The organism is Variovorax sp. HW608, assembly GCF_900090195.1.
In the GTDB taxonomy this organism is placed as follows: domain Bacteria; phylum Pseudomonadota; class Gammaproteobacteria; order Burkholderiales; family Burkholderiaceae_C; genus Variovorax.
Map to the genome: position 1 here is coordinate 7129349 of NZ_LT607803.1, position 18806 is coordinate 7148154.

Sequence of the window (18806 nt, forward strand, 5' to 3'; positions counted from 1 at the left end):
TCATTCACCTGCTTACCATCGCTTGCCGGACTGGTTGTCCAGCAAGGGCTTGACCCTGGCAGAAATCGCCTCGCGGGCCCGGAAAATCCGCGACCGCACCGTGCCGATCGGACAGTTCATGACCTCGGCGATCTCTTCGTAACTCATCCCCTCGATTTCCCGCAGCGTCACCGCCTGCCGCAATTCGGCCGGCAACGCTTCCATGGCCGCCTCGACAGCCGCAGCTATCTCGTTGGCCGCCATCACGGACTCGGGGGTCTCGTCGCTGATTGGTTCGTTTCCGGGCCGGTAAGTTTCATCGTCCTCTTCGGAAGACGAACGCAGGGCACTCTCGGTGACGGTCGGATCCCGCTTCATGTCGACCAAGGCCTTCTTGGCGGTATTGACGGCGATCCGGTAGAGCCAAGTGTAGAACTGGGCCTCGCCCCGGAACTGATGCAGTGCCCGGTAGGCTCGGATGAAAGTCTCCTGGGCGATATCCTCGATCAGGTTCACGTCCCGCACCATGCGGCCGATCAACCTCTCGATCCGGCGCTGGTACTTGATGACGAGCAGCTCGAACGCCTTCTGGTCGCCCGCCACGGTCCGCTGGACCAGCTGGAAATCGACCTCGCCCGGCTTGGTCGCCTCGGCGGGCGCACCTGCCGGTCCGGCATCCGGTGGAACGGGAGGTGGCGAGACTGTCATGACGTGTGATGCGCGTTGGCCGAGACCGACTCCGGCGTTTTGACCGCCGCTTGCGTCGGAATGGCGCGCGAATATAGCGCACGGCGCAAGTCTCGCCACCGTTGGGGCATGGCGGTTCGGTCGACCCAGATCCACCGTGCAGCGCCGAGCGGCTCCTTGATTCGAACGAGCAGCAACCACTGCAAGTCCAGCATCACGGCCGCCTGGGCCGTCGGCACGCTGACGCCGCCCGACATGGACCAGCATTGACCATCGAAGACCAGATTCGCGGGGCATGATGAGCGAAGCACTCCTGTCCATGCGGCCACGCTCGCCACGATCGCACAGAGAAGCAGTACGCCGTCCCGCCAGTCGAGGCCGGCCGATTGAACGCAGGCCATCGTGACGGCGCAGACGCCAAGCGCCCACAGCGCGAGCAAAAGGCGCTCCGCATAGCGCGAGCGCCCCACCGGATAACTCACCGATGGGGCGCTATGCATGGGGATGGGCGAGGATCAAACGCGCTTGAACACCAGCGTTCCGTTGGTGCCGCCAAACCCGAAGTTGTTCTTGACCGCGACGTCGATCTTCAGATCGCGCGCCTCATTGGCGCAATAGTCGAGATCGCACTCCGGATCCTGATTGAAGATGTTGATCGTCGGCGGGCTCTTCTGATGATGCAGCGCCAGCACCGTGAACACCGACTCGATGCCACCCGCGCCGCCCAGCAGGTGGCCGGTCATGGATTTGGTCGAGTTGACGACCAGCCTCTTGGCGTGATCGCCGAAGGTCAGCTTGATCGCGTTGGTCTCGTTGATGTCACCGATCTGCGTCGACGTGCCGTGCGCGTTGAGATACTGCACCTGATCGGCATTGACGCCTGCGTTGGCCAGCGCCATCGTCATCGAGCGGCGGGGACCGTCAACGTCGGGCGCCGTCATGTGGTAGGCATCGCCGGTCAAGCCGAAGCCCGCGATTTCCGCGTAGATCCTGGCGCCACGAGCCTTGGCGTGTTCGTATTCTTCGAGCACCAGCACGCCGGCGCCCTCGCCCAGCACGAAGCCGTCGCGGTCCTTGTCCCACGGACGCGAGGCAGTCGCGGGATCGTCGTTGCGAGTACTCAGCGCGCGCGGCGCAGTAAAGCCGCCGATGCCGAGCGGCGAGATGGTCGACTCGGCACCGCCGGCGATCATCACGTCGGCGTCACCGTATTCGATCATGCGCGCCGACGTGCCGATCGCATGCAGGCCCGTGGTGCAGGCCGTCACGACCGCGATGTTCGGCCCCTTGAAGCCGTACTTGATCGAGACGTGGCCCGAGATCATGTTGATGATCGAAGCCGGCACGAAGAACGGCGACACGCGGCGCGGGCCACGGTTCACCAGTTCGCCATGGGTCTGCTCGATCATCGGAAGTCCGCCGATGCCGGACCCGATGTTGCAGCCAATGCGCACGGCTTGCTCGTAAGACAGCGCTTCGCCGGTCGGCAGTCCGCTGTCCTGCACCGCCTGGACGGCGGCGGCGAGCCCCAGATGAATGAAGCGGTCCATGTGACGCGCTTCCTTATCCGAGATGTACTGGGTGATGTCGAAACCCTTGACCTCACCCGCGAACTTGCAGGCGAAGGCGCTTGCATCGAACGCGGTGATGTTCGCGATACCCGACTCCCCGGCCAGCAAATTGGCCCAGGAGTCGGCAACCGTATTTCCGACAGGAGCGAGGCAACCGAGCCCGGTCACAACGACGCGGCGTTTGGTCATGCCGGCAAACCTTTCTGGAAGCACTGAGACCGCTGCACGGCGCTCGCAAGCATCAGGACTGCGGGCCGGGGGAACGGTATCTCAGCGTGGCCGATCAGGCCTTTTGATTCTTGGTGGCGTAGTCGACGGCGTTTTGCACCGTGGTGATCTTCTCGGCGTCTTCGTCCGGAATCTCGATGCCGAACTCGTCTTCGAGCGCCATCACGAGTTCGACCGTGTCGAGCGAGTCAGCACCGAGGTCGGCAACGAAAGCCTTTTCGTTGGTGACCTGGGACTCTTCAACGCCGAGCTGTTCGGCAATGATTTTCTTGACACGTGCTTCGATATCGCTCATTTGGTTCCCTCTGAGGGTTGTGTAAGTAACCGGTGGATTTTAGCCGGCCGGATTGTGGCATTTGCCGCTCGGCCGTAGGTGAAGGTATTGCGTCGGCGCGCTACATATGCATGCCGCCATTGACGTGCAGTTCCTGCCCCGTGACGTAGGCCGCCTGGGGCGAAGCAAGGAACGCAACGGCATGGGCGATGTCGGCAGGCTTGCCCAGATGGCCCAGCGGGATCTGGGCCAAGAGCGCCTGCTGCTGCGCTTCCGGCAGGCTGGCCGTCATGTCGGTCTCGATGAATCCGGGCGCCACGCAATTGACGGTGATGCTGCGGCTGCCGAGCTCGCGCGCCAACGCGCGTGTCATGCCGGCCACGCCGGCCTTTGCGGCCGCGTAGTTGGCCTGGCCCGCATTGCCCGAGGCGCCGACCACGCTGGTGATGTTGATGATGCGCCCGTAGCGCTGCTTCATCATGGGTCGGATCACCGCGCGCGACAGTCGGAAGACCGCCTTCAGGTTGGTGTCGAGAACGGCATCCCAGTCGGAATCCTTGAGGCGCATCGCCAGGGTGTCGCGCGTGATGCCCGCGTTGTTGACCAGCACATGGATGGCGCCATAGACCTTCACGATCTCATCGACCAGCGCTTCGACCGCGGTGCCGTCATTGACATCCAGCGCGCAGCCGCGACCACCGTACGCGCCCAGGGCCGCGGTGATCTTGGCAGCGCCTTCGTCGGTCGTGCCGGTTCCGATGACCTTGAGGCCGCTCTGGGCCAGTTCGAGCGCGATGGCGGCACCGATGCCGCGAGACGCGCCGGTCACCAAGGCGACCTGTCCTTCAAATTTGAGAGTGCTCATGAATTAACTCTGGTGGTCGACGCTCAAGCAGCGAGCTGTTGTCGGGTCTCGGCCAGCGTCGCCGGGTCGTAGACCGAGGCCGCAGCCAGTTCGGGGGCGATCCGCTTCGCCATGCCGGCCAGGACCTTGCCGGGTCCGCATTCGATCACGGCCTCGACGCCGCGCGACCTCAAGGCCTGCACGGTTTCGACCCAGCGCACAGGGCCCGCCGCCTGGCGCACGAGCGCGTCGCGGATCGACGCCGGATCCGTCACGACCGCCACGTCGATGTTGTTGACCACCGGAATCTGCGGCGCCAGGAAGGCCACCGAAGCAAGGCGCTCGCGCAGCGCTTGCGCCGCAGGCTTCATCAGGCTGGAATGGAAAGGCGCGGAAACCGGCAGCGGCAGCGCGCGCTTGGCGCCATTCGCCTTCAGGACCTCGCAGGCCTTCTCGACGGCCGCCTTGCTGCCGGCGATCACCGTCTGCATCGGGTCGTTGAAATTGACAGCCTCGACGACTTCGGCGCTGCCCGGGCCGAAGCTGGCCGCTGCCTCGGCGCAGCCGGCTTTCACCTTTTCCGCATCCATGCCCAGGATGGCCGCCATGGCGCCCGCGCCCACGGGAACTGCCTGCTGCATGGCCTCTGCGCGGAAGCGCACCAACGGGGCGGCCTGGGCCAAGGTCAGCACGCCGGAAGCGACCAGCGCGGAATACTCGCCCAGCGAATGCCCGGCCACGACGGACGGGCGATCCCCGCCTTCAGCCAACCACGCGCGCCACGCAGCGACACCGGCGACGAGCATCACGGGCTGGGTATTGGTGGTCAGCGAGAGGACTTCCTTCGGTCCCTCGTGGATCAGGCGGGCAACGTCCTCGCCCAGCGCATCCGACGCCTCGCGAAGCGTCTCGGCGACGGCGGGATGATCGCCCCAGGCATCGAGCATGCCGACCGCCTGCGAGCCTTGTCCCGGAAAGACAAATGCGAAAGACTTCATTGTTGTTGGCTCCATACGCGCTCGCCGCCTGGGCGCTGCGCTCTTCAATAGTTCAACAGCACCGCGCCCCAGGTGAATCCCCCGCCGACGCCTTCGAGCATCAGGGTGTCGCCCTTCTTGACCTTGCCGGATCGCACCGCATGGTCGAGCGCCAGAGGGATCGAGGCAGCCGAGGTGTTGCCGTGCTCGTCGACGGTCACGATCAGCTTTTCGCGCGGGAGCTTCAGCTTCTTGGCCGTGCCTTCCATGATCCGGATGTTGGCCTGATGCGGAATCAGCCAGTCGATGTCCTGATCGGTCTTGCCGGCCTTTTCCAGCGTGGCGCGTGCAGCGTCTTCGAGCACGCGAACCGCGAGCTTGAAGACCGCCTGCCCGTCCATATGCAGGAAGGGGGTCCCGAGTACGGAGCCGCCCGACACGTTGCCCGGCACGCAAAGGATGCCGACGTGCTTGCCATCGGCGTGGAGGTCGCTCGCCAGGATTCCGGGTTCCTTGCTGGCCTCGAGAACGACCGCGCCGGCGCCGTCGCCGAAAAGCACGCAGGTGGTGCGATCGTTGAAATCCAGGATCCGCGAGAACACTTCGGCGCCGACCACGAGGGCACATTTGGCGCTGCCCGTGCGGATCATGGCGTCCGCGACGGTCAACGCATAGACGAAGCCGCTGCAGACGGCCTGCACATCGAAAGCAGGGCAACCGGCAATGCCGAGCTTGTTCTGGAGAATGGCCGCTGCGGACGGAAACACCATGTCCGGCGTCGAGGTCGCGACGATGATCAGGTCGATGTCGCCGGCGCTTCGGCCGGCGGCTTCAAGTGCGTGCCTGGCGGCCTCGAGCGCCAGATCGCTGCTTGTCACATCGGGGTCGGCGAAATGCCTGGCCCGGATGCCGGTGCGCTCGATGATCCATTGATCAGAGGTTTCGATGCCGCGTGCAGCGAGGTCCCGGGCCAGATCGTCGTTGGTCACGCGGCGAGGCGGCAGGTAGCTGCCGGTGCCGGTAATGCGAGAGAAAGATGTCATCAGACGTGAAGCGCCGCCGTGTCGGCCGCCGCCGGTTCTTGTCGCGCGAGCAGAGGCGCGGCGTGGGCGATGCGGGCCCGCACGCGATCGAGCAGGTTGTTGCGAGCGGCATCATAAGCGCGATCCAGAGCGTGCCCGAAAGCCACTTCGTCCGCAGAGCCATGGCTCTTGAACACCAGCCCGCGCAGGCCAAGCAAGGCAGCGCCGTTGTATCTCCGGTGATCAAGTCGCTTTTTAAGCGCTTTTAGAACCGGATAGGAGACGATAGCCGCAAGTCGACTGAAAATCCCGCTCGAATACTCAATTCGCAGGAAGTCGACGATCATCGAGGCGACACCCTCGGTGGCCTTCAGCGTGACGTTGCCGACGAAGCCGTCGCAGACGACGATGTCCGTGGTTCCCTTGAAGATGTCGTTGCCTTCGACGTTGCCGTAGAAGTTGAGATCTTGCGAATCAGCCGCTTTTCGAAGCAGTTGACTCGCCTTCTTGATCGTTTCGCTGCCTTTGATCGCTTCCTCCCCGACGTTCAGCAAGCCGACGCTGGGCGACTCGTTGCCCGTCAGCGCCGAGACCAGCGCCGAACCGAGCACCGCGAACTGCAGGAGGTCTTCGGCGTCGCAATCGACGTTCGCACCGAGGTCCAGGACAGTCGTCGCACCACCCTTGCTGTTGGGCAGTTGAGGCGCGATCGCCGGCCGATCGATGCCGTCGAGGGTCTTGAGGAGATACCGCGCAATCGCCATCAGCGCGCCGGTATTGCCGGCGGAGACCGCAGCTTGGGCAGCCCCATCCTTCACTTGCTGGATGGCAATCCGCATGGACGAGTCCTTCTTCTTGCGAAGTGCGATCTCGATGGGATCGTCCATACCGACGACCTCGGTCGCCGCGACGAGCGTCGCCCGAGGGTGGGAAAAACCAGAAAGCGCGCCGGGGATGCCGACGAGAAGAAGCGACCCCTCGGGGTGACGCTCGAGAAAGGCTCGACAGGCCGCGAGCGTGACGCGCGGGCCATGGTCTCCGCCCATGCAATCAACGGCAAGCGTGATCACGGACGGCGCAGGTGCAGATGCAGACGGCGTAGCCATCAAAACAAAGGCCCGACGCTACGGGAAAAGTAGCTTCGGGCCTCGACCTTGAAACCGATTCAGGCTTCGGACTTGGTCTTGAGAACCTTGCGACCGCGGTAGAAACCGTTCGGGCTGATGTGGTGACGCAGGTGGGTTTCACCGGTCGTGGGCTCGACGGCGATGCCGGGCACGCCCAGCGCGTTGTGCGAGCGGTGCATGCCGCGCTTCGACGGCGACTTCTTGTTTTGCTGGACGGCCATGATGGCTCCTGGATGTATTCGGGTGGGTTGGCGGGCATGCGAGGCGGCGATAACGCTTAAATAAGATAAGCCCATTAAGCACTAGCGGCGGCGCGCGCGAAGCCAAAGATTATAGCCCAAAGAGGCCCAAGAGCGCCACCTCGGCCCTCGCACACCTATTTGTCCCCATCCGGCTTCAATTGCTTGAGCACCGCGAACGGATTCGGCCTGGCATCTTCCGAAGCCTCGAAATCGGGGTCGACCGCTGAAAGCCGTGCAGCTTCGGGACACACCTCATGGCGCGGCGTGACCGGGATTTCCATCAACAGTTCGTCCTCGATGAGCGCATGCAGATCGAACTCCCTGCTCGCGACCAGCACGTCTTCCTCGGCTTCCTCGTCTTCCGCGGCAGCGATCGTCTCGTCCGCGACGAAGCGAAACCAGCGATCGACGTCCAGGACCACGTCGACCGGCGCAAGGCAGCGTTGACAGACCATGGGCACGCGCGTGTGCGCGCTGAGGTTCAGCCACGGCACCGGCGCGCCGTCCGCACCGCGTCTGCGCTCGCCCTCGGCCTTCCACTGCACCGTGAGATCGTCGGACGGCTCGACCAGTTCGGCGTGCAGGCGCTGAAAGTTCCGCACCGGCTCGTCGCCTGAAATGGCGGCACCTGCTTCGGCAAAGCCATTCACGTCGAGTCGGCTGGGGACAAATTCTCTCGTCATCCGTTCAGTCTAAACCGCTCGCGCACAATCGCGGCCATGCAACGCCAAGTGATCCTTGCCTCGACCTCGCGATACCGCCGGGAACTCATGCTCCGACTGCGCCTGCCCTTCGAGGTGCATGCGCCGGATGTAGACGAAACGCCGCAGGAGGGCGAAGCGCCGCGCGCGCTCGCAGAGCGGCTTGCCCTCGAAAAGGCCCGCGCGGTCGCACGGCGCTTTCCGGACGCCGTCGTGATCGGCTCGGACCAGGTCGCCGATCTGGCCGGCGAGGCCCTTGGCAAGCCGGGGGACCATGCGCGCGCCACGGCCCAGTTGCGCCGCATGCGCGGCCAGACGCTGATCTTCCAGACGGCGGTCGCCGTCGTCTGCCAGGCCACCGAATTCGCGCAGGCCGACCTCGCGCCGGTGCGCGTGGTCTTCCGCGACCTCAGTGACGCGGCGATCGAGCACTATCTGCTCGCCGAGCAGCCCTATGACTGCGCGGGAAGCGCCAAGAGCGAGGGATTGGGCATTGCGCTGCTCGACGCCATCGACAGCGACGATCCGACGGCGCTCGTCGGCCTGCCGCTGATTCGCACGGCCCGGATGCTGCGAGCCGCCGGAGTCGACCTGCTGTGAGCAGCCAGACCCGCGGCAAGCTCTATCTCGTGCCCGCTCCGCTGGACTTCGGGTGCGACGAGCAGCCGGACATCCAGGAAGCCCTGCCGCTCGGCACGCTCAAGGCGGCTGCACGGATCACCCACTGGATCTGCGAGAACGCCAAGTCGGCGCGCGCCTATCTCAAGCGCGTCGACGCGGTCGCGCCGCTTGCCGCGCCCCTGCAGGAGCAGCGGATCCAGGAACTTCCGCGCGAGGTCCACAAGAAAGGCGATCACGGCGGGCAGTTCGACGCCCGGCCGCTCCTTGCCGCGGCACTCGAGGGCCATGACGTCGGCTTGCTCAGCGAAGCCGGCATGCCGGCCATCGCCGACCCTGGCTCGTCGGTGGCCAAGGCCGCGCATGACCTTGGCATCGCGGTCGTGCCGCTCGTCGGCCCCGTGTCGCTCTTGCTGACACTGGCCGCCAGCGGGCTCAACGGGCAGAACTTCGCCTTCGTGGGCTACCTCCCGCAGGACGCGGAGGCGCGAATCCGCCGCATCCGGGAACTCGAGGCGCTGGCGCTCAAGACGGGCCAGACCCAGCTCTTCATCGAGACGCCATACCGGAACGCCGCACTGCTGCAGGCGCTGACGCAGACGCTGCAGCACAACACCCGGCTGGCGGTCGCCAGCGGACTGACGCTCTCGTCATCCCGGATTCGAAGTCACACCGTGAAGACATGGCGCGCGATGCCGGGCCTGCAGGACGAACGCATGCCGGCCGTGTTCGCGATCGGCCGCTAGGCCCGCTGCCGACGATGACGGTCCCCTCCGCCCGCATGCGCTGGGCCTCGCGCGCACAGTTCTTCTCTTCCGGCTTCGTGTTCGCCACATGGGGCGTGCACATTCCCACGGTGAAGGCGTACTACCAGGTCAACGAAGCAGAGCTCGGTCTAGTCCGAACTTTGAGCTGCGAATGAGCGCAACCCCTTGATCCTGCTGAGTTTGTTCAGCGAGGCTGGGTGGGCTTACTGGGTACAGGCGGGATTGACGGCGAGCAGCTTGAAGGCCTTGTCCTGCAGCGGCGTGGGCCGCGTGGTGATGACGATCTTGGCGTTCGGATTCAGGCTCGTGTGGGTGATGTTGTAGGCGAGCGTGGCCAGGTCCTGCAGCAGCGTGCGCAGGCTGTGCAGCGGCAATCCGTCGCTGGCGTGCTTCGATGTGTCCTTGTCGCGGGCGTGCTCGGAGCGCACCGCCTTGGCGACCGGAGAAGCCCGCTGGCCTTGGGCCTGCTCGAGGAACTCATCGTCGAACAGCATGGGCTTCAAACGCTCGCGCAGGTGCCATTCGACGTAGTAGGCGAGCATGCACAGGAAGACATGCGCGCGAACACGCTCGGTGTTGTAGTGGAAGACCGGCCGCACATGCAGATCCACCGTCTTCATCGAGCGGAACGCGCGCTCCACCTGGGCCAGGCTCTTGTAGGCGGCCACCGCCGAGGTGGCATCAAGCTGCTGGGCGCTCAAGCTGGTGCGGATCACGTACAGCCCGTCCAGCGCGGTCTCGCTGGCAATCGAATCGACCTTGCGCCGAAACGCGAACGTCGTCTCGGTGATCGTGAGCTCGAAGTGCTTGGCCACGTTGAAGCGGTCGATGAGGCGCCCCACGCGCAACGCGATGGCCTGCTCGCCGCGCAGCGGCTGGCGCGCACGCTGCGTGGCCGCGGCGATCTTGCCCAGATCGGCCTCGGTGGCCGCCAGCAACTCGCCGCGCTTGCGTGAGCGCTCGGCCGCCAGAAGTGGGTTGCGGCACACCACGAGCCGCTCGCCGGGAAAGTGCTCGCTGCTGACTTCGATGAGATTGCGCTCATCGAACAGCGACGGCTGGAAGGGCCCGAGCTCGGCGGCCAGCTGCGCGATCTGCGGCGCGCGCAGACTGCTGATCCAGTCCATGCCCTGCGGCTTGAGCACCTGCTCGATGCGTGCCGAGGTCAGCATCCCGCGATCGCCCACCCAGGTGATGCGTTCGATGCCAAAGCGCTGCTTGAGCTTGGCGACCTGCTCGGCCACCGTGGCCGGGTCGCCCGTGTTGCCGGCGAACACTTCGACGGCGATCGGGCAACCATCGGCGGCGCAGACCAGCCCGAACACGATCTGTGGATCGTCGCGCTTGCCGTCGCGCGAGTGGCCGCGCGCGGCCAGCTCGCAGCAACGCCCCGTCAGCCAGGTCGAGGTGAGGTCGTACAGCACCAACGTGCTGCCGGCCAGATGCTTGCGCGCCAGTCGTCGCTCGATCGCCGGCTGCGCGCCGTGCAGCCAGTCCAGCGCACGGTACAGATCATCGGCGCTGCACTGGCCCACGCCCAGCACGCGGCCCAGCGAGTGGGTGGCGGTGTCGTCGTGCAACATGCGATGCGTCGCGAGCTTGGAGCCGGGCGTGAGCACGCGCGCCACGAGCATGGCCAGCAACAGTGCGCGCAGGTCCTCGGGCGCGCTGGCAAACCAGGCCGGCGCGTCGCATTGGCGCGCGGCCGCCAGCACGGCGGCCACATGGCCGTGGGGCAGGCTGCGCTCGATGCTGAAGACCTCCTGCGCGTCGGGCACGGCCACGCCCCCGCGCAGCAACACCTTCAAGCCCTCTATGACCTCCGCACTCAGGCTCGACAGATTGGCCAGCGTGCGCTTGCGCACCTTGCCGTCTTCGCGATAGGACTCGCGCAACAGGATCGCGGGGGGTGAGTCGCGGTTGGGGACGGCCTCGATGTACATGGCTTCATGTATGGATCACGAATCGAGGAAATTCAAGTACAAAAATATCAATTTACATGGCTACATATTTGCACACAAAAATAGCCGAAACCCGCGCCACGCTTGGGCTCCGGCTACTTCATGTGCTCAAAGTTCGGTCTAGCGATGCTCGCCGCCGGCGTCGGTGCATTGCTGGGCCTGACCCAGGCAAGCCGCTGGATCGGCCGGCACGGCGCCCGCCGCACGGCGGCGGTGTGCGGCTGCAGCTACGCGCTCCTTCTTTCCTGCCTGCTGCTCGCGCCCGGCTTTGTCGCCGTGCTCGCGCTGCTCGCCGCGTTCGGCGTCGCGACGAGCGTGTTCGACGTGGCGATCAACACCGAAGCGGCGCAGCTCGAACTGCGCAACGGCAAGCCGCTGATGAGCGGCATGCACGGCATGTTCAGTCTCGGCGGCATGGTCGGCGCGACGGGCGGCGCCGCGGCGATCGCCGCGGGCATGGCGGCCCAGCATCACCTGACGCTCGTCGCCGCCGCGATGGCGCTCACGATCGCTCTTTCATCGCGGTGGATGCTGCCGAAGGAGGCCACGGCCTTTCCGCACGCGGGCGAGGGCTTTCGCCTGCCGCGCGGCACGCTTGCCGTGCTCGGGCTGCTGGCCGCGCTGGGCCTGATCGCCGAAGGCGCGATCTACGACTGGAGCGTGCTCTACCTGGAGCAGGAACTCGGCACCGTCCAGCAGGAGGCGGCGCTGGCCTATGGGAGCTTCTCCGCGGCCATGGCACTGGCGCGATTCGGCGGCGACGCGATGCGGGCTCGCTTCGCGCCCGCCGTGCTGCTGCGCGGCCGTGCCCTGCTGGCTGCCGCCTCGATGACGCTCGTGCTGGTCACGAGCGATCCGTGGATCGCGCTGGCCGGATTCGCCGGTGTCGGGGTCGGCTTCGCCAATGTGGTGCCGGTTCTCTTCGCGGCATCGGCGCGGGTGCCGGGCGTCGAGCCCGCACAAGGCATTGCGGCGGTCTCGGCAGCCGCCTACCTCGGCTTCATGGCCGGGCCGCCGGTGATCGGCTTCCTGGCGCAGATCAGTTCGCTGACTGCTGCGCTGTACCTGGTGGTTGCCTTTGCAGCGGCGCTTGCCGCTTCGGCGCGCTACACGGGCTCGGCCTGATTCACCGCAGCGCCGGCGCGGCACGCAGCGCGCGCACCGATGCCTCGCCAAGCGCCGCGCCGAACCTCTTGGCGAGCCGCTCGGCCACATTGTCGCGGCGGGTGTAGTCGATGAGTTCTTCGGCCTTGATGACTTCGCGCGCGACGTAGTCCACGTTGCCGAGCTGATCCGCCAGGCCGAGTTCGATGGCCTGCTGGCCGCTCCAGAAGAGGCCGCTGAAGAGGCCCGGCACATTGACCTTGAGCCGATCGCCGCGGCCGCTCTTCACCACATCGATGAACTGGGTGTGGATCTGGTCGAGCATCTGCTGCGCGTGCGCGCGCTGGGCGTCGCTCATCGGGCTGAACGGATCGAGAAATCCCTTGTTCTCCCCGGCCGTCAGCAGCCTGCGTTCCACGCCGACCTTCTCCATGATCCCCGTGAAGCCGAAGCCGTCCATCAGCACGCCGATGCTGCCGACGATGCTGGCCTTGTCGACGAAGATCTTGTCGGTCGCGGCCGCGATGTAATAGGCAGCCGAGGCGCAGGTCTCCTCGACCACCGCGTAGATCGGTTTGTCGTATTTGGCCCGCATCCGCTTGATCTCGTCGTTGATGATCCCGGCCTGCACCGGGCTGCCGCCGGGCGAATTGATGAGCAGGATCACGCCCTTGGCGCCCTCGTCCTCGAACGCGGTCTTCATCGCCGCGACCACGAACTCCGCGCTCGCATCGGCGCCGTCGCCGATTTCGCCCTTGATCTCGATCACCGCGGTGTGCGCCGTCGTCTTGGCCGCCGTCTGCGAACTGCGTGCGATCACGAACCACGCCAGCGCGACGAAGAAGGCCAGCCATGCCAGGCGGGTGAAGGTCTTCCACCGGCGCGCGGCCCTTTGTTCCCTCAACGCGGCAAAGGCAAGCTTCTCCAGCGTCGCGCGCTCCCAGCCGGGCTGCTGGGTCGGGTCGTTTCTCGACATGTTTCTCGAGCCCCCCTGGGCGGTTGGTGAAGGCGCGGTGCGATCGAAGGGTTCGAAACCTTCGGGCTCCGTGCGGTTTGGATCTGTCATGTCAGAAAGCGAGAGGTTGGAGGTTCCAGGCAGTATGCCAGTGCACGACGCCGTCACGCTCGCTCAGATCGATCTTCACCAAGCCTCCGCGGCACGGGCCGCCGGCGCATTCGCCGGTGTCGGGCTTGTAGACCGCGCCGTGCGTCGCGCACAGGAGCCACTGGCCGCTGTCGTCGAAGAAGCGGTCGGGCTGGAAGTCCAGTTCCATCGCCACGTGGCTGCAGCGATTCAGGTAGGCGTGCGCCACGCCTTCGAACCTGACCGCGAACGCGCGGCAGGCCTGACCCGCATGCACCACGTCGAACGGCACGGCGCGGCCGCCTTCGATCAGATCAGCGGCGTTGCACAGAGGAATGCATTCGCTCATGCCCGGATTGTCATGCGTTCCCGAGTAGCCATTCAGCGAGGCCGGAAACCGAATGCGCCACGTGCAGCGGCGACAGCGGCTCGAAGCCGTCCGGCCCGTGCGCCCCGTAGCTCACGCCGACACTCGCGCAACCGGCGTTGATCGCGAGCTGGAGATCGTGCGTGGTGTCCCCGATCATCAGCGTGCGTTCGGGCGGCACGTCGAGCTCTTCCATGAGCTCCAGCAGCATGCGCGGATGCGGCTTGCCGAAGGTCTCGTCGGCCGTGCGGGAGGCATCGAAGCGGTCGCGCAGCGCGACCGTGGCGAGCGCCTCGTTCAGCCCCCGGCGCGACTTGCCGGTGGCGACGGCCAGCAGATGGCCGCGCGCGCGCAGCGCATCCAGCATCGGCAGCACGCCCTCGAAGAGCACGACGTCGTCCTGGTGCTGGAGGTAGTGGTAGCGGTAGCGCGCGCCGAGCTCCGGGTACTTCTCCCGCGGAACATCCGGAGCCGCCTTGGCAAGCGCTTCGGCCAGGCCCAGGCCGATCACCCAGGCGGCGTCGCTTTCGCTGGGCCTGGCGCCACCGACGTCGACCACCGCGGCCTGGATGCAGCGGACGATCAAACGGGTCGAGTCGTAGAGCGTTCCGTCCCAATCGAAGGCGATCAGGTCGAAGCGGCGGGAGCGTGTGTCAGTCATGAGGGGCGGTCGATGGATGGGCAGCGAGCAGGTCGAGCGCCTCCGGCGGCATCAGGGCATTCAGCTCCGGCGGCAGATCGGCCTGGAGCGCCATGCGCTCGTGGCTCGCGGGATGGGTGAACTGCAGGCGCCAGGCGTGCAGGAACATGCGTTTGAGGCCGGCCTTCTGCAGCGCCCGGTTGCGCTCGAAGTTGCCGTATTTGTCATCGCCGGTGATGGCGTGGCCGGCCGAAGCGAGGTGAACGCGGATCTGATGCGTCCTGCCGGTCTTGATGGTGACGGCGAGCAGCGACACCGGCGCCCCGTCCCCCGGCAGGTTGAACCGGGCGAGCACCTTGACCAGCGTCACGGCGCGCATCGCGTCCGGATGGTCCTTGGCCACCACGCGCACGCGCCGCTCGCCGGCCTCGGCCCCGCCGGCCGCACCCGGCAGCAGGTATTTCGCCAGCGGTGCGTCGAGCACCTTCTTGTTCGCGGGCCAGCTGCCCTCGACCAGCGCGAGATAGGTCTTTCCGGTCTCGCGCTCGCGGAACTGGTCCTGCAATGCGGTCAGCGCCGAACGCTTCTTCGCGACCAGCAGGATGCCGGAGGTTTCCCGGTCGAGCCGGTGCACCAGTTCGAGGAAACGGGCCGCGGGCCGCGCCCGCCGCAACTGCTCGATGACGCCGAAGCTGACGCCGCTGCCGCCGTGCACGGCGACGCCGGCCGGCTTGTTGATGGCGACCAGCGCGTCGTCTTCGTGCAACACGGGGAATTCCCGGGGGGGCGTGGGCGGGGCCGCGCCCTCTTCCGCCCGCGCGGCGACCCTCACCGGGGGGACGCGCAGCACGTCGCCCTCGCAGAGACGGGTCTCGGCCTGCGCCCTGCCTTTATTGATGCGGACCTCACCCGAACGGATGATCCGGTAGACGTGCGTCTTCGGCACGCCTTTCAGTTGGCGGAAAAGGAAATTGTCGAGCCGTTGGCCGGCGGATTCTCCGTCGACCGTGAGAAAGCGAACTTCCGCCGCCCCGGGGCCTGGCTTCGCACCTATAATATTTTTCACCAGCGCGGTCATGTAAGTGCTTGATTAATCAGAAGTTTAGAGCACTGCAGGAGGCGCTGTGAGGTCGATGCCGCTTTGATGTCGAGCCCGCAGGCCACGCGCAAATGCGCAAGGCGGCAGGCGCTTCATCCGAGTCAAGCCGACGCCCACGAAACACCATACGGAATACCCCAGCCGGCAGCTTCAGGCTGTCTGCGGATCGAAGCGAGACCCTCGTGTTGATGCTACTGGTTCAACTTGTCCTGCGCTGGCTGATGCCGGTGAGCACGGGCATTGAGCCGCCAGCCGTGCGCATCACCATTGCGCCAGTCGCCGTCGAAAAGACGGCAAGTCAGCACCCGATCGGGCTCGCACCCATCCACGCGCCCCCGCCCTGGCCCGCATTGAGCTGATGCTCCATGCGGCTGCCGCCATCCGCGCGGCAGTCCAGGCCAAGGCCTAGCGGCAATTCCTTCGTTTCGCGGCGCGCCGTCCGTGCATCGTGAGGTCCGTCATGGACCGGTAAGACGAGACGAAACATAGAGAAGGACAACGCATCATGAAACGGATGCTGATCAATGCCACGCAGGCCGAAGAACGCCGCCTGGCAATCGTCGACGGGCAAAAGCTCCTCGACTACGAGATCGAGATCGAAGGCCGCGAACAGCGAAAGGGCAACATCTACAAGGCCGTGGTGACGCGCGTCGAGCCGTCGCTGGAAGCCTGCTTCGTGGACTACGGCGAAGACCGCCACGGCTTCCTGCCGTTCAAGGAAATCTCCAAGCAGTACTTCGCCGAAGGCGTGTCGGCCAGCCAGGCCCGCATCCAGGACGTGATCAAGGAAGGCCAGGAACTGGTCGTCCAGGTCGAGAAGGAAGAGCGCGGCAACAAGGGCGCGGCGCTCACCACCTTCATTTCGCTGGCCGGCCGCTACGTCGTGCTGATGCCCAACAATCCGCGCGGCGGCGGCGTGAGCCGGCGCATCGAAGGCGACGACCGGGCCGAGCTCAAGGAAGCGATGGACCAGCTCGAATACCCGAAGGGCATGAGCATCATCGCGCGCACCGCCGGCATCGGCCGCTCGGCCCCCGAACTGCAGTGGGACCTGAACTACCTGCTCAAGCTCTGGGCCGCGATCGACGGCGCCGCCAAGGGCGGCAAGGGCGCCTTCCTGATCTACCAGGAGTCCTCGCTCGTCATCCGCGCGATCCGTGACTATTTCAATCACGACATCGGCGACATCCTGATCGACACCGACGACATCTACGACCAGGCGCAGCAGTTCATGGCGCACGTGATGCCGGAGCATGCGGGCAAGGTCAAGCGCTATCGCGACGATGCCGCGCTGTTCAGCCGCTTCCAGATCGAGCACCAGATCGAATCGGCCTACGCCCGCACCGTGCAGCTGCCGAGCGGTGGCGCCATCGTGATCGACCACACCGAAGCACTGGTCTCGGTCGACGTCAACTCGGCCCGCGCGATCAAGGGCGGCGACATCGAGGAAACCGCCACCCGCACCAACCTCGAAGCGGCCGACGAAGTGGCGCGCCAGATGCGCCTGCGCGACCTGGGCGGCCTGATCGTGATCGACTTCATCGACATGGACGAGTCGAAGAACCGCCGCGAGGTCGAAAGCCGCCTGCGCGAAGCGCTGCGCCAGGACCGCGCGCGCGTGCAGTTCGGCTCGATCAGCAAGTTCGGCCTCATGGAAATGAGCCGCCAGCGCCTGAAGCCGGCGCTCTCCGAGGGCTCCTCGATCCCCTGCCCGCGCTGCGGCGGATCGGGCCACATCCGCGACACCGAATCGAGCGCGCTGCAGATCCTGCGCATCATTCAGGAAGAGTCCATGAAGGACAACACGGCCGCCGTGCACGTGCAGGTGCCGGTCGAGGTGGCGTCCTTCCTGCTCAACGAGAAGCGCACCGAGATCGCCAAGATCGAACTCAAGCAGCGCGTGAGCGTGCTGATGGTGCCCAACAAGACGCTCGAGACCCCCAACTACAAGCTCGAGCGCCTCAAGCACGACGATCCGCGCCTCGACCACATCGACGCCAGCTACAAGATGGCCGACGAGTTCGAGGACCCGACGGCCGTGACGCGCCGCTCGCAGGAGCCGACCAACCGGCAGACGCCGGTGATCAAGGGCGTGCTGCCGGACGCACCCGCGCCGGTGGTGGCGCCGAAGCCCGAGGCGGCACACGCGCCCGTCGCCGCGCCGGCTGCCGCCACCGCGGCCGCCTCCGCGGCACAGGCCAAGGCGGCCGAGACCGGCTTCTTCGGCTGGATCAAGCGGGTCTTCGGCGGCGCATCCGCCGCTGCGCCCGAACCCGCTCCGATTCCGGTCGAAGCACCGAAGCCGCGCCGCGAAGGTCGCGCGGGCGGCCAGGGCGGCGAAGCGCAACGCACCCCGCGTGACGGGGATCAGCGCCGCGGACGCGCCGAAGGCCGCCCTGGCCGCGATGGCGAACGTCGCGGCGGTCGCAACGGCGAACGCCGCGAAGGCGAACGTCGTGAGGGCCGCAGCGAAGCCCGCGCCGAGAACCAGGCGCGCGAGCCGCGCGAAGCCCGCCAGGGCCGCGAAGGCGAGCGGCGCGGTCGTGGCGAACGCCGCGAAGGCGAGGTCCGCCAGCAACCCCTGGAAGCGGTGGATACCCCGCTCGAAGCCCAGACGCTTGCCGCCACCGGCGCGGCCAACGATTCCACCGTGCAGGCCGAGCGTGCGCCGCGCGGCCGCGGCGAACGCCGGGATCGTGGCGAACGCGGCGCCGAGACGCCCCGCGAGCGCGGCGGCGACGCTGCCCGCGAGGCTGGCGTGGAGGCCGCCCAGGGTGGCGCATCCGGCGAGCGCGCCGGCCGCAGCGGCCGAGAGGAACGCGCGCCGCGCGGTGAACGAGGCGAAGGCCGCCGCGAGCGCCGCAGCGACGGCGCTGCGCGGCCCGAAGCCGCTGCGGTGGAACCCTTCGCCGCAGAAGCCGGCGCAGCACCGGTCGAGGAACAAGGCGCCGAGGCCGCCCCGCGCCGTGAGGGCGAGGAGCGCCGGGGCCGTTCGCGCGACCGCTATGGCCGTGATCGCCGCGAGCGGGCTCCGCGTGAAGAAGGCGAGGCCGCCATGGCCGCATCGGCGCCCGCAGAACGCCCGCTCGGCGAACAGCGCCCGGCACAGCCGACCGTGGCGGAAGCGATCGCCGCGCCTCGGGCCGAACAGATCGTGGTTCCGCCGAGCGCCGCGCCCAAGCCCACGATGCCCAAGGTCCAGCCCTTCGTCCTGCCGCTGGACGAACTTGCCCAGATCGCCGAAGGCTCGGGGCTGCAGTGGGTGAACTCCGATGCCGACCGGGTGGCGCAGGTCCGCGCCGCCATCGCGGCGGAGCCCAAGCCGGTCCACGTTCCCCGCGAACGGCCGCCCGCGATCGTGCTCGACGACGGTCCGCTGGTGCTGGTCGAGACCCGCCGGGATCTCGCGGGCATCGTGCTGCCCTTCGAACAGGCTGCGCAGGACGCGAGCCCCCGGCCCTGAGACCGAGGGGCGCTCCAGCCCCTTTTTCAGATCCACAAGAAAAGCCCGGTG

At 66.7% G+C, this 18806-nt stretch carries 20 protein-coding genes; 5 read left to right on the top strand and 15 right to left on the bottom strand.

Annotated elements, in window-relative coordinates; genetic code table 11:
* Window positions 1-12: 12 nt before the first annotated feature.
* The 10 genes from rpoE to VAR608DRAFT_RS33855 form a co-directional block, all read right to left on the bottom strand.
* Window positions 13-687 (bottom strand): RNA polymerase sigma factor RpoE, encoded by a 675-nt coding sequence (gene rpoE / locus VAR608DRAFT_RS33810; RefSeq protein WP_088958037.1) that lies wholly within the window; start codon window positions 685-687, stop codon window positions 13-15.
* Window positions 684-1106, bottom strand: coding sequence for a hypothetical protein (locus tag VAR608DRAFT_RS33815; RefSeq protein ID WP_231973058.1), 423 nt, complete (start codon window positions 1104-1106; stop codon window positions 684-686). Before VAR608DRAFT_RS33815 ends, rpoE begins: the two co-directional genes overlap by 4 nt.
* A 75-nt stretch (window positions 1107-1181) precedes the next feature.
* A complete protein-coding gene (gene fabF / locus VAR608DRAFT_RS33820) occupies window positions 1182-2426 on the bottom strand; it encodes a beta-ketoacyl-ACP synthase II (RefSeq protein ID WP_088958039.1) in 1245 nt (414 codons plus the stop codon).
* Between the two features lie 94 nt (window positions 2427-2520).
* Complete coding sequence (acpP, locus tag VAR608DRAFT_RS33825) at window positions 2521-2760, bottom strand: acyl carrier protein (protein WP_007830471.1); 240 nt, start codon at window positions 2758-2760, stop codon at window positions 2521-2523.
* 100 nt (window positions 2761-2860) lie between these two features.
* Window positions 2861-3604, bottom strand: coding sequence for a 3-oxoacyl-ACP reductase FabG (fabG, locus tag VAR608DRAFT_RS33830; protein WP_088958040.1), 744 nt, complete (start codon window positions 3602-3604; stop codon window positions 2861-2863).
* A gap of 23 nt (window positions 3605-3627) precedes the next feature.
* Window positions 3628-4581, bottom strand: coding sequence for an ACP S-malonyltransferase (gene fabD, locus VAR608DRAFT_RS33835; protein WP_088958041.1), 954 nt, complete (start codon window positions 4579-4581; stop codon window positions 3628-3630).
* 44 nt (window positions 4582-4625) lie between these two features.
* Entirely contained in the window at window positions 4626-5603 is a 978-nt protein-coding gene (locus VAR608DRAFT_RS33840; RefSeq protein ID WP_088958042.1) for a beta-ketoacyl-ACP synthase III, read from the bottom strand.
* Entirely contained in the window at window positions 5603-6652 is a 1050-nt protein-coding gene (plsX, locus tag VAR608DRAFT_RS33845) for a phosphate acyltransferase PlsX (protein WP_088958043.1), read from the bottom strand. Before plsX ends, VAR608DRAFT_RS33840 begins: the two co-directional genes overlap by 1 nt.
* Window positions 6653-6747: 95 nt before the next feature.
* A complete protein-coding gene (gene rpmF, locus VAR608DRAFT_RS33850) occupies window positions 6748-6930 on the bottom strand; it encodes a 50S ribosomal protein L32 (RefSeq protein ID WP_028248601.1) in 183 nt (60 codons plus the stop codon).
* A 155-nt stretch (window positions 6931-7085) separates the two neighbouring features.
* Window positions 7086-7634, bottom strand: a complete 549-nt coding sequence (locus VAR608DRAFT_RS33855) for a YceD family protein (RefSeq protein ID WP_088958044.1) — start codon at window positions 7632-7634, stop codon at window positions 7086-7088.
* A gap of 36 nt (window positions 7635-7670) precedes the next feature.
* On the opposite strand from VAR608DRAFT_RS33855, the gene VAR608DRAFT_RS33860 reads away from it, so the two are divergent.
* From VAR608DRAFT_RS33860 to VAR608DRAFT_RS37350, 3 genes are read left to right on the top strand one after another with little or no spacing between them, the layout of a single operon-like run.
* On the top strand, window positions 7671-8252 hold the full coding sequence (locus VAR608DRAFT_RS33860; protein ID WP_088958045.1) for a Maf family protein: 582 nt from the start codon (window positions 7671-7673) through the stop codon (window positions 8250-8252).
* Window positions 8249-9016 (top strand): SAM-dependent methyltransferase, encoded by a 768-nt coding sequence (locus VAR608DRAFT_RS33865; protein WP_088958046.1) that lies wholly within the window; start codon window positions 8249-8251, stop codon window positions 9014-9016. The genes VAR608DRAFT_RS33860 and VAR608DRAFT_RS33865 overlap by 4 nt, the downstream gene beginning before the upstream one ends.
* 14 nt (window positions 9017-9030) lie before the next feature.
* Window positions 9031-9192, top strand: a complete 162-nt coding sequence (locus tag VAR608DRAFT_RS37350) for a hypothetical protein (RefSeq protein ID WP_331713012.1) — start codon at window positions 9031-9033, stop codon at window positions 9190-9192.
* Window positions 9193-9240: 48 nt separating this feature from the next.
* On the opposite strand, the gene VAR608DRAFT_RS33870 is transcribed toward VAR608DRAFT_RS37350, so the two are convergent.
* Window positions 9241-10980: an IS1634 family transposase gene (locus VAR608DRAFT_RS33870; RefSeq protein ID WP_088952283.1), complete on the bottom strand. Its 1740-nt coding sequence runs from the start codon at window positions 10978-10980 to the stop codon at window positions 9241-9243.
* A gap of 120 nt (window positions 10981-11100) precedes the next feature.
* Here VAR608DRAFT_RS33870 and VAR608DRAFT_RS33875 point away from each other — a divergent pair, with 120 nt between their 5' ends.
* Window positions 11101-12123: an MFS transporter gene (locus tag VAR608DRAFT_RS33875; RefSeq protein ID WP_088959131.1), complete on the top strand. Its 1023-nt coding sequence runs from the start codon at window positions 11101-11103 to the stop codon at window positions 12121-12123.
* A gap of 1 nt (window position 12124) precedes the next feature.
* Here the strand turns inward: VAR608DRAFT_RS33875 and VAR608DRAFT_RS33880 are convergent, their stop codons facing one another.
* From VAR608DRAFT_RS33880 to VAR608DRAFT_RS33895, 4 genes are read right to left on the bottom strand one after another with little or no spacing between them, the layout of a single operon-like run.
* A complete protein-coding gene (locus tag VAR608DRAFT_RS33880) occupies window positions 12125-13168 on the bottom strand; it encodes a S49 family peptidase (protein ID WP_088958047.1) in 1044 nt (347 codons plus the stop codon).
* 1 nt (window position 13169) lies between these two features.
* A complete protein-coding gene (locus tag VAR608DRAFT_RS33885) occupies window positions 13170-13535 on the bottom strand; it encodes a Rieske (2Fe-2S) protein (protein WP_088958048.1) in 366 nt (121 codons plus the stop codon).
* Between the two features lie 10 nt (window positions 13536-13545).
* Window positions 13546-14214 (bottom strand): HAD-IA family hydrolase, encoded by a 669-nt coding sequence (locus VAR608DRAFT_RS33890; RefSeq protein ID WP_088958049.1) that lies wholly within the window; start codon window positions 14212-14214, stop codon window positions 13546-13548.
* Window positions 14207-15259: an RluA family pseudouridine synthase gene (locus VAR608DRAFT_RS33895; protein ID WP_443082967.1), complete on the bottom strand. Its 1053-nt coding sequence runs from the start codon at window positions 15257-15259 to the stop codon at window positions 14207-14209. Before VAR608DRAFT_RS33895 ends, VAR608DRAFT_RS33890 begins: the two co-directional genes overlap by 8 nt.
* Before the next feature lie 538 nt (window positions 15260-15797).
* Between VAR608DRAFT_RS33895 and VAR608DRAFT_RS33900 the strand changes: the two genes are divergently transcribed.
* A complete protein-coding gene (locus VAR608DRAFT_RS33900; protein WP_088958051.1) occupies window positions 15798-18755 on the top strand; it encodes a ribonuclease E/G in 2958 nt (985 codons plus the stop codon).
* The last annotated feature ends 51 nt before the right edge of the window (window positions 18756-18806 follow it).

What these genes read in the sequence shown, in the direction of transcription:
- VAR608DRAFT_RS33880 (WP_088958047.1), bottom strand. Translation starts at nt 13,168, where the DNA reads ATGACAGATCCAAACCGCACGGAGCCCGAAGGTTTCGAACCCTTCGAT.
- rpmF (WP_028248601.1), bottom strand. Translation starts at nt 6,930, where the DNA reads ATGGCCGTCCAGCAAAACAAGAAGTCGCCGTCGAAGCGCGGCATGCAC.
- VAR608DRAFT_RS33875 (WP_088959131.1), top strand. Translation starts at nt 11,101, where the DNA reads ATGTGCTCAAAGTTCGGTCTAGCGATGCTCGCCGCCGGCGTCGGTGCA.
- VAR608DRAFT_RS33900 (WP_088958051.1), top strand. Translation starts at nt 15,798, where the DNA reads ATGAAACGGATGCTGATCAATGCCACGCAGGCCGAAGAACGCCGCCTG.
- acpP (WP_007830471.1), bottom strand. Translation starts at nt 2,760, where the DNA reads ATGAGCGATATCGAAGCACGTGTCAAGAAAATCATTGCCGAACAGCTC.
- rpoE (WP_088958037.1), bottom strand. Translation starts at nt 687, where the DNA reads ATGACAGTCTCGCCACCTCCCGTTCCACCGGATGCCGGACCGGCAGGT.
- VAR608DRAFT_RS33840 (WP_088958042.1), bottom strand. Translation starts at nt 5,603, where the DNA reads ATGACATCTTTCTCTCGCATTACCGGCACCGGCAGCTACCTGCCGCCT.
- fabF (WP_088958039.1), bottom strand. Translation starts at nt 2,426, where the DNA reads ATGACCAAACGCCGCGTCGTTGTGACCGGGCTCGGTTGCCTCGCTCCT.
- VAR608DRAFT_RS37350 (WP_331713012.1), top strand. Translation starts at nt 9,031, where the DNA reads ATGACGGTCCCCTCCGCCCGCATGCGCTGGGCCTCGCGCGCACAGTTC.
- fabG (WP_088958040.1), bottom strand. Translation starts at nt 3,604, where the DNA reads ATGAGCACTCTCAAATTTGAAGGACAGGTCGCCTTGGTGACCGGCGCG.
- VAR608DRAFT_RS33890 (WP_088958049.1), bottom strand. Translation starts at nt 14,214, where the DNA reads ATGACTGACACACGCTCCCGCCGCTTCGACCTGATCGCCTTCGATTGG.
- VAR608DRAFT_RS33885 (WP_088958048.1), bottom strand. Translation starts at nt 13,535, where the DNA reads ATGAGCGAATGCATTCCTCTGTGCAACGCCGCTGATCTGATCGAAGGC.
- VAR608DRAFT_RS33860 (WP_088958045.1), top strand. Translation starts at nt 7,671, where the DNA reads ATGCAACGCCAAGTGATCCTTGCCTCGACCTCGCGATACCGCCGGGAA.
- VAR608DRAFT_RS33870 (WP_088952283.1), bottom strand. Translation starts at nt 10,980, where the DNA reads ATGTACATCGAGGCCGTCCCCAACCGCGACTCACCCCCCGCGATCCTG.
- fabD (WP_088958041.1), bottom strand. Translation starts at nt 4,581, where the DNA reads ATGAAGTCTTTCGCATTTGTCTTTCCGGGACAAGGCTCGCAGGCGGTC.
- VAR608DRAFT_RS33855 (WP_088958044.1), bottom strand. Translation starts at nt 7,634, where the DNA reads ATGACGAGAGAATTTGTCCCCAGCCGACTCGACGTGAATGGCTTTGCC.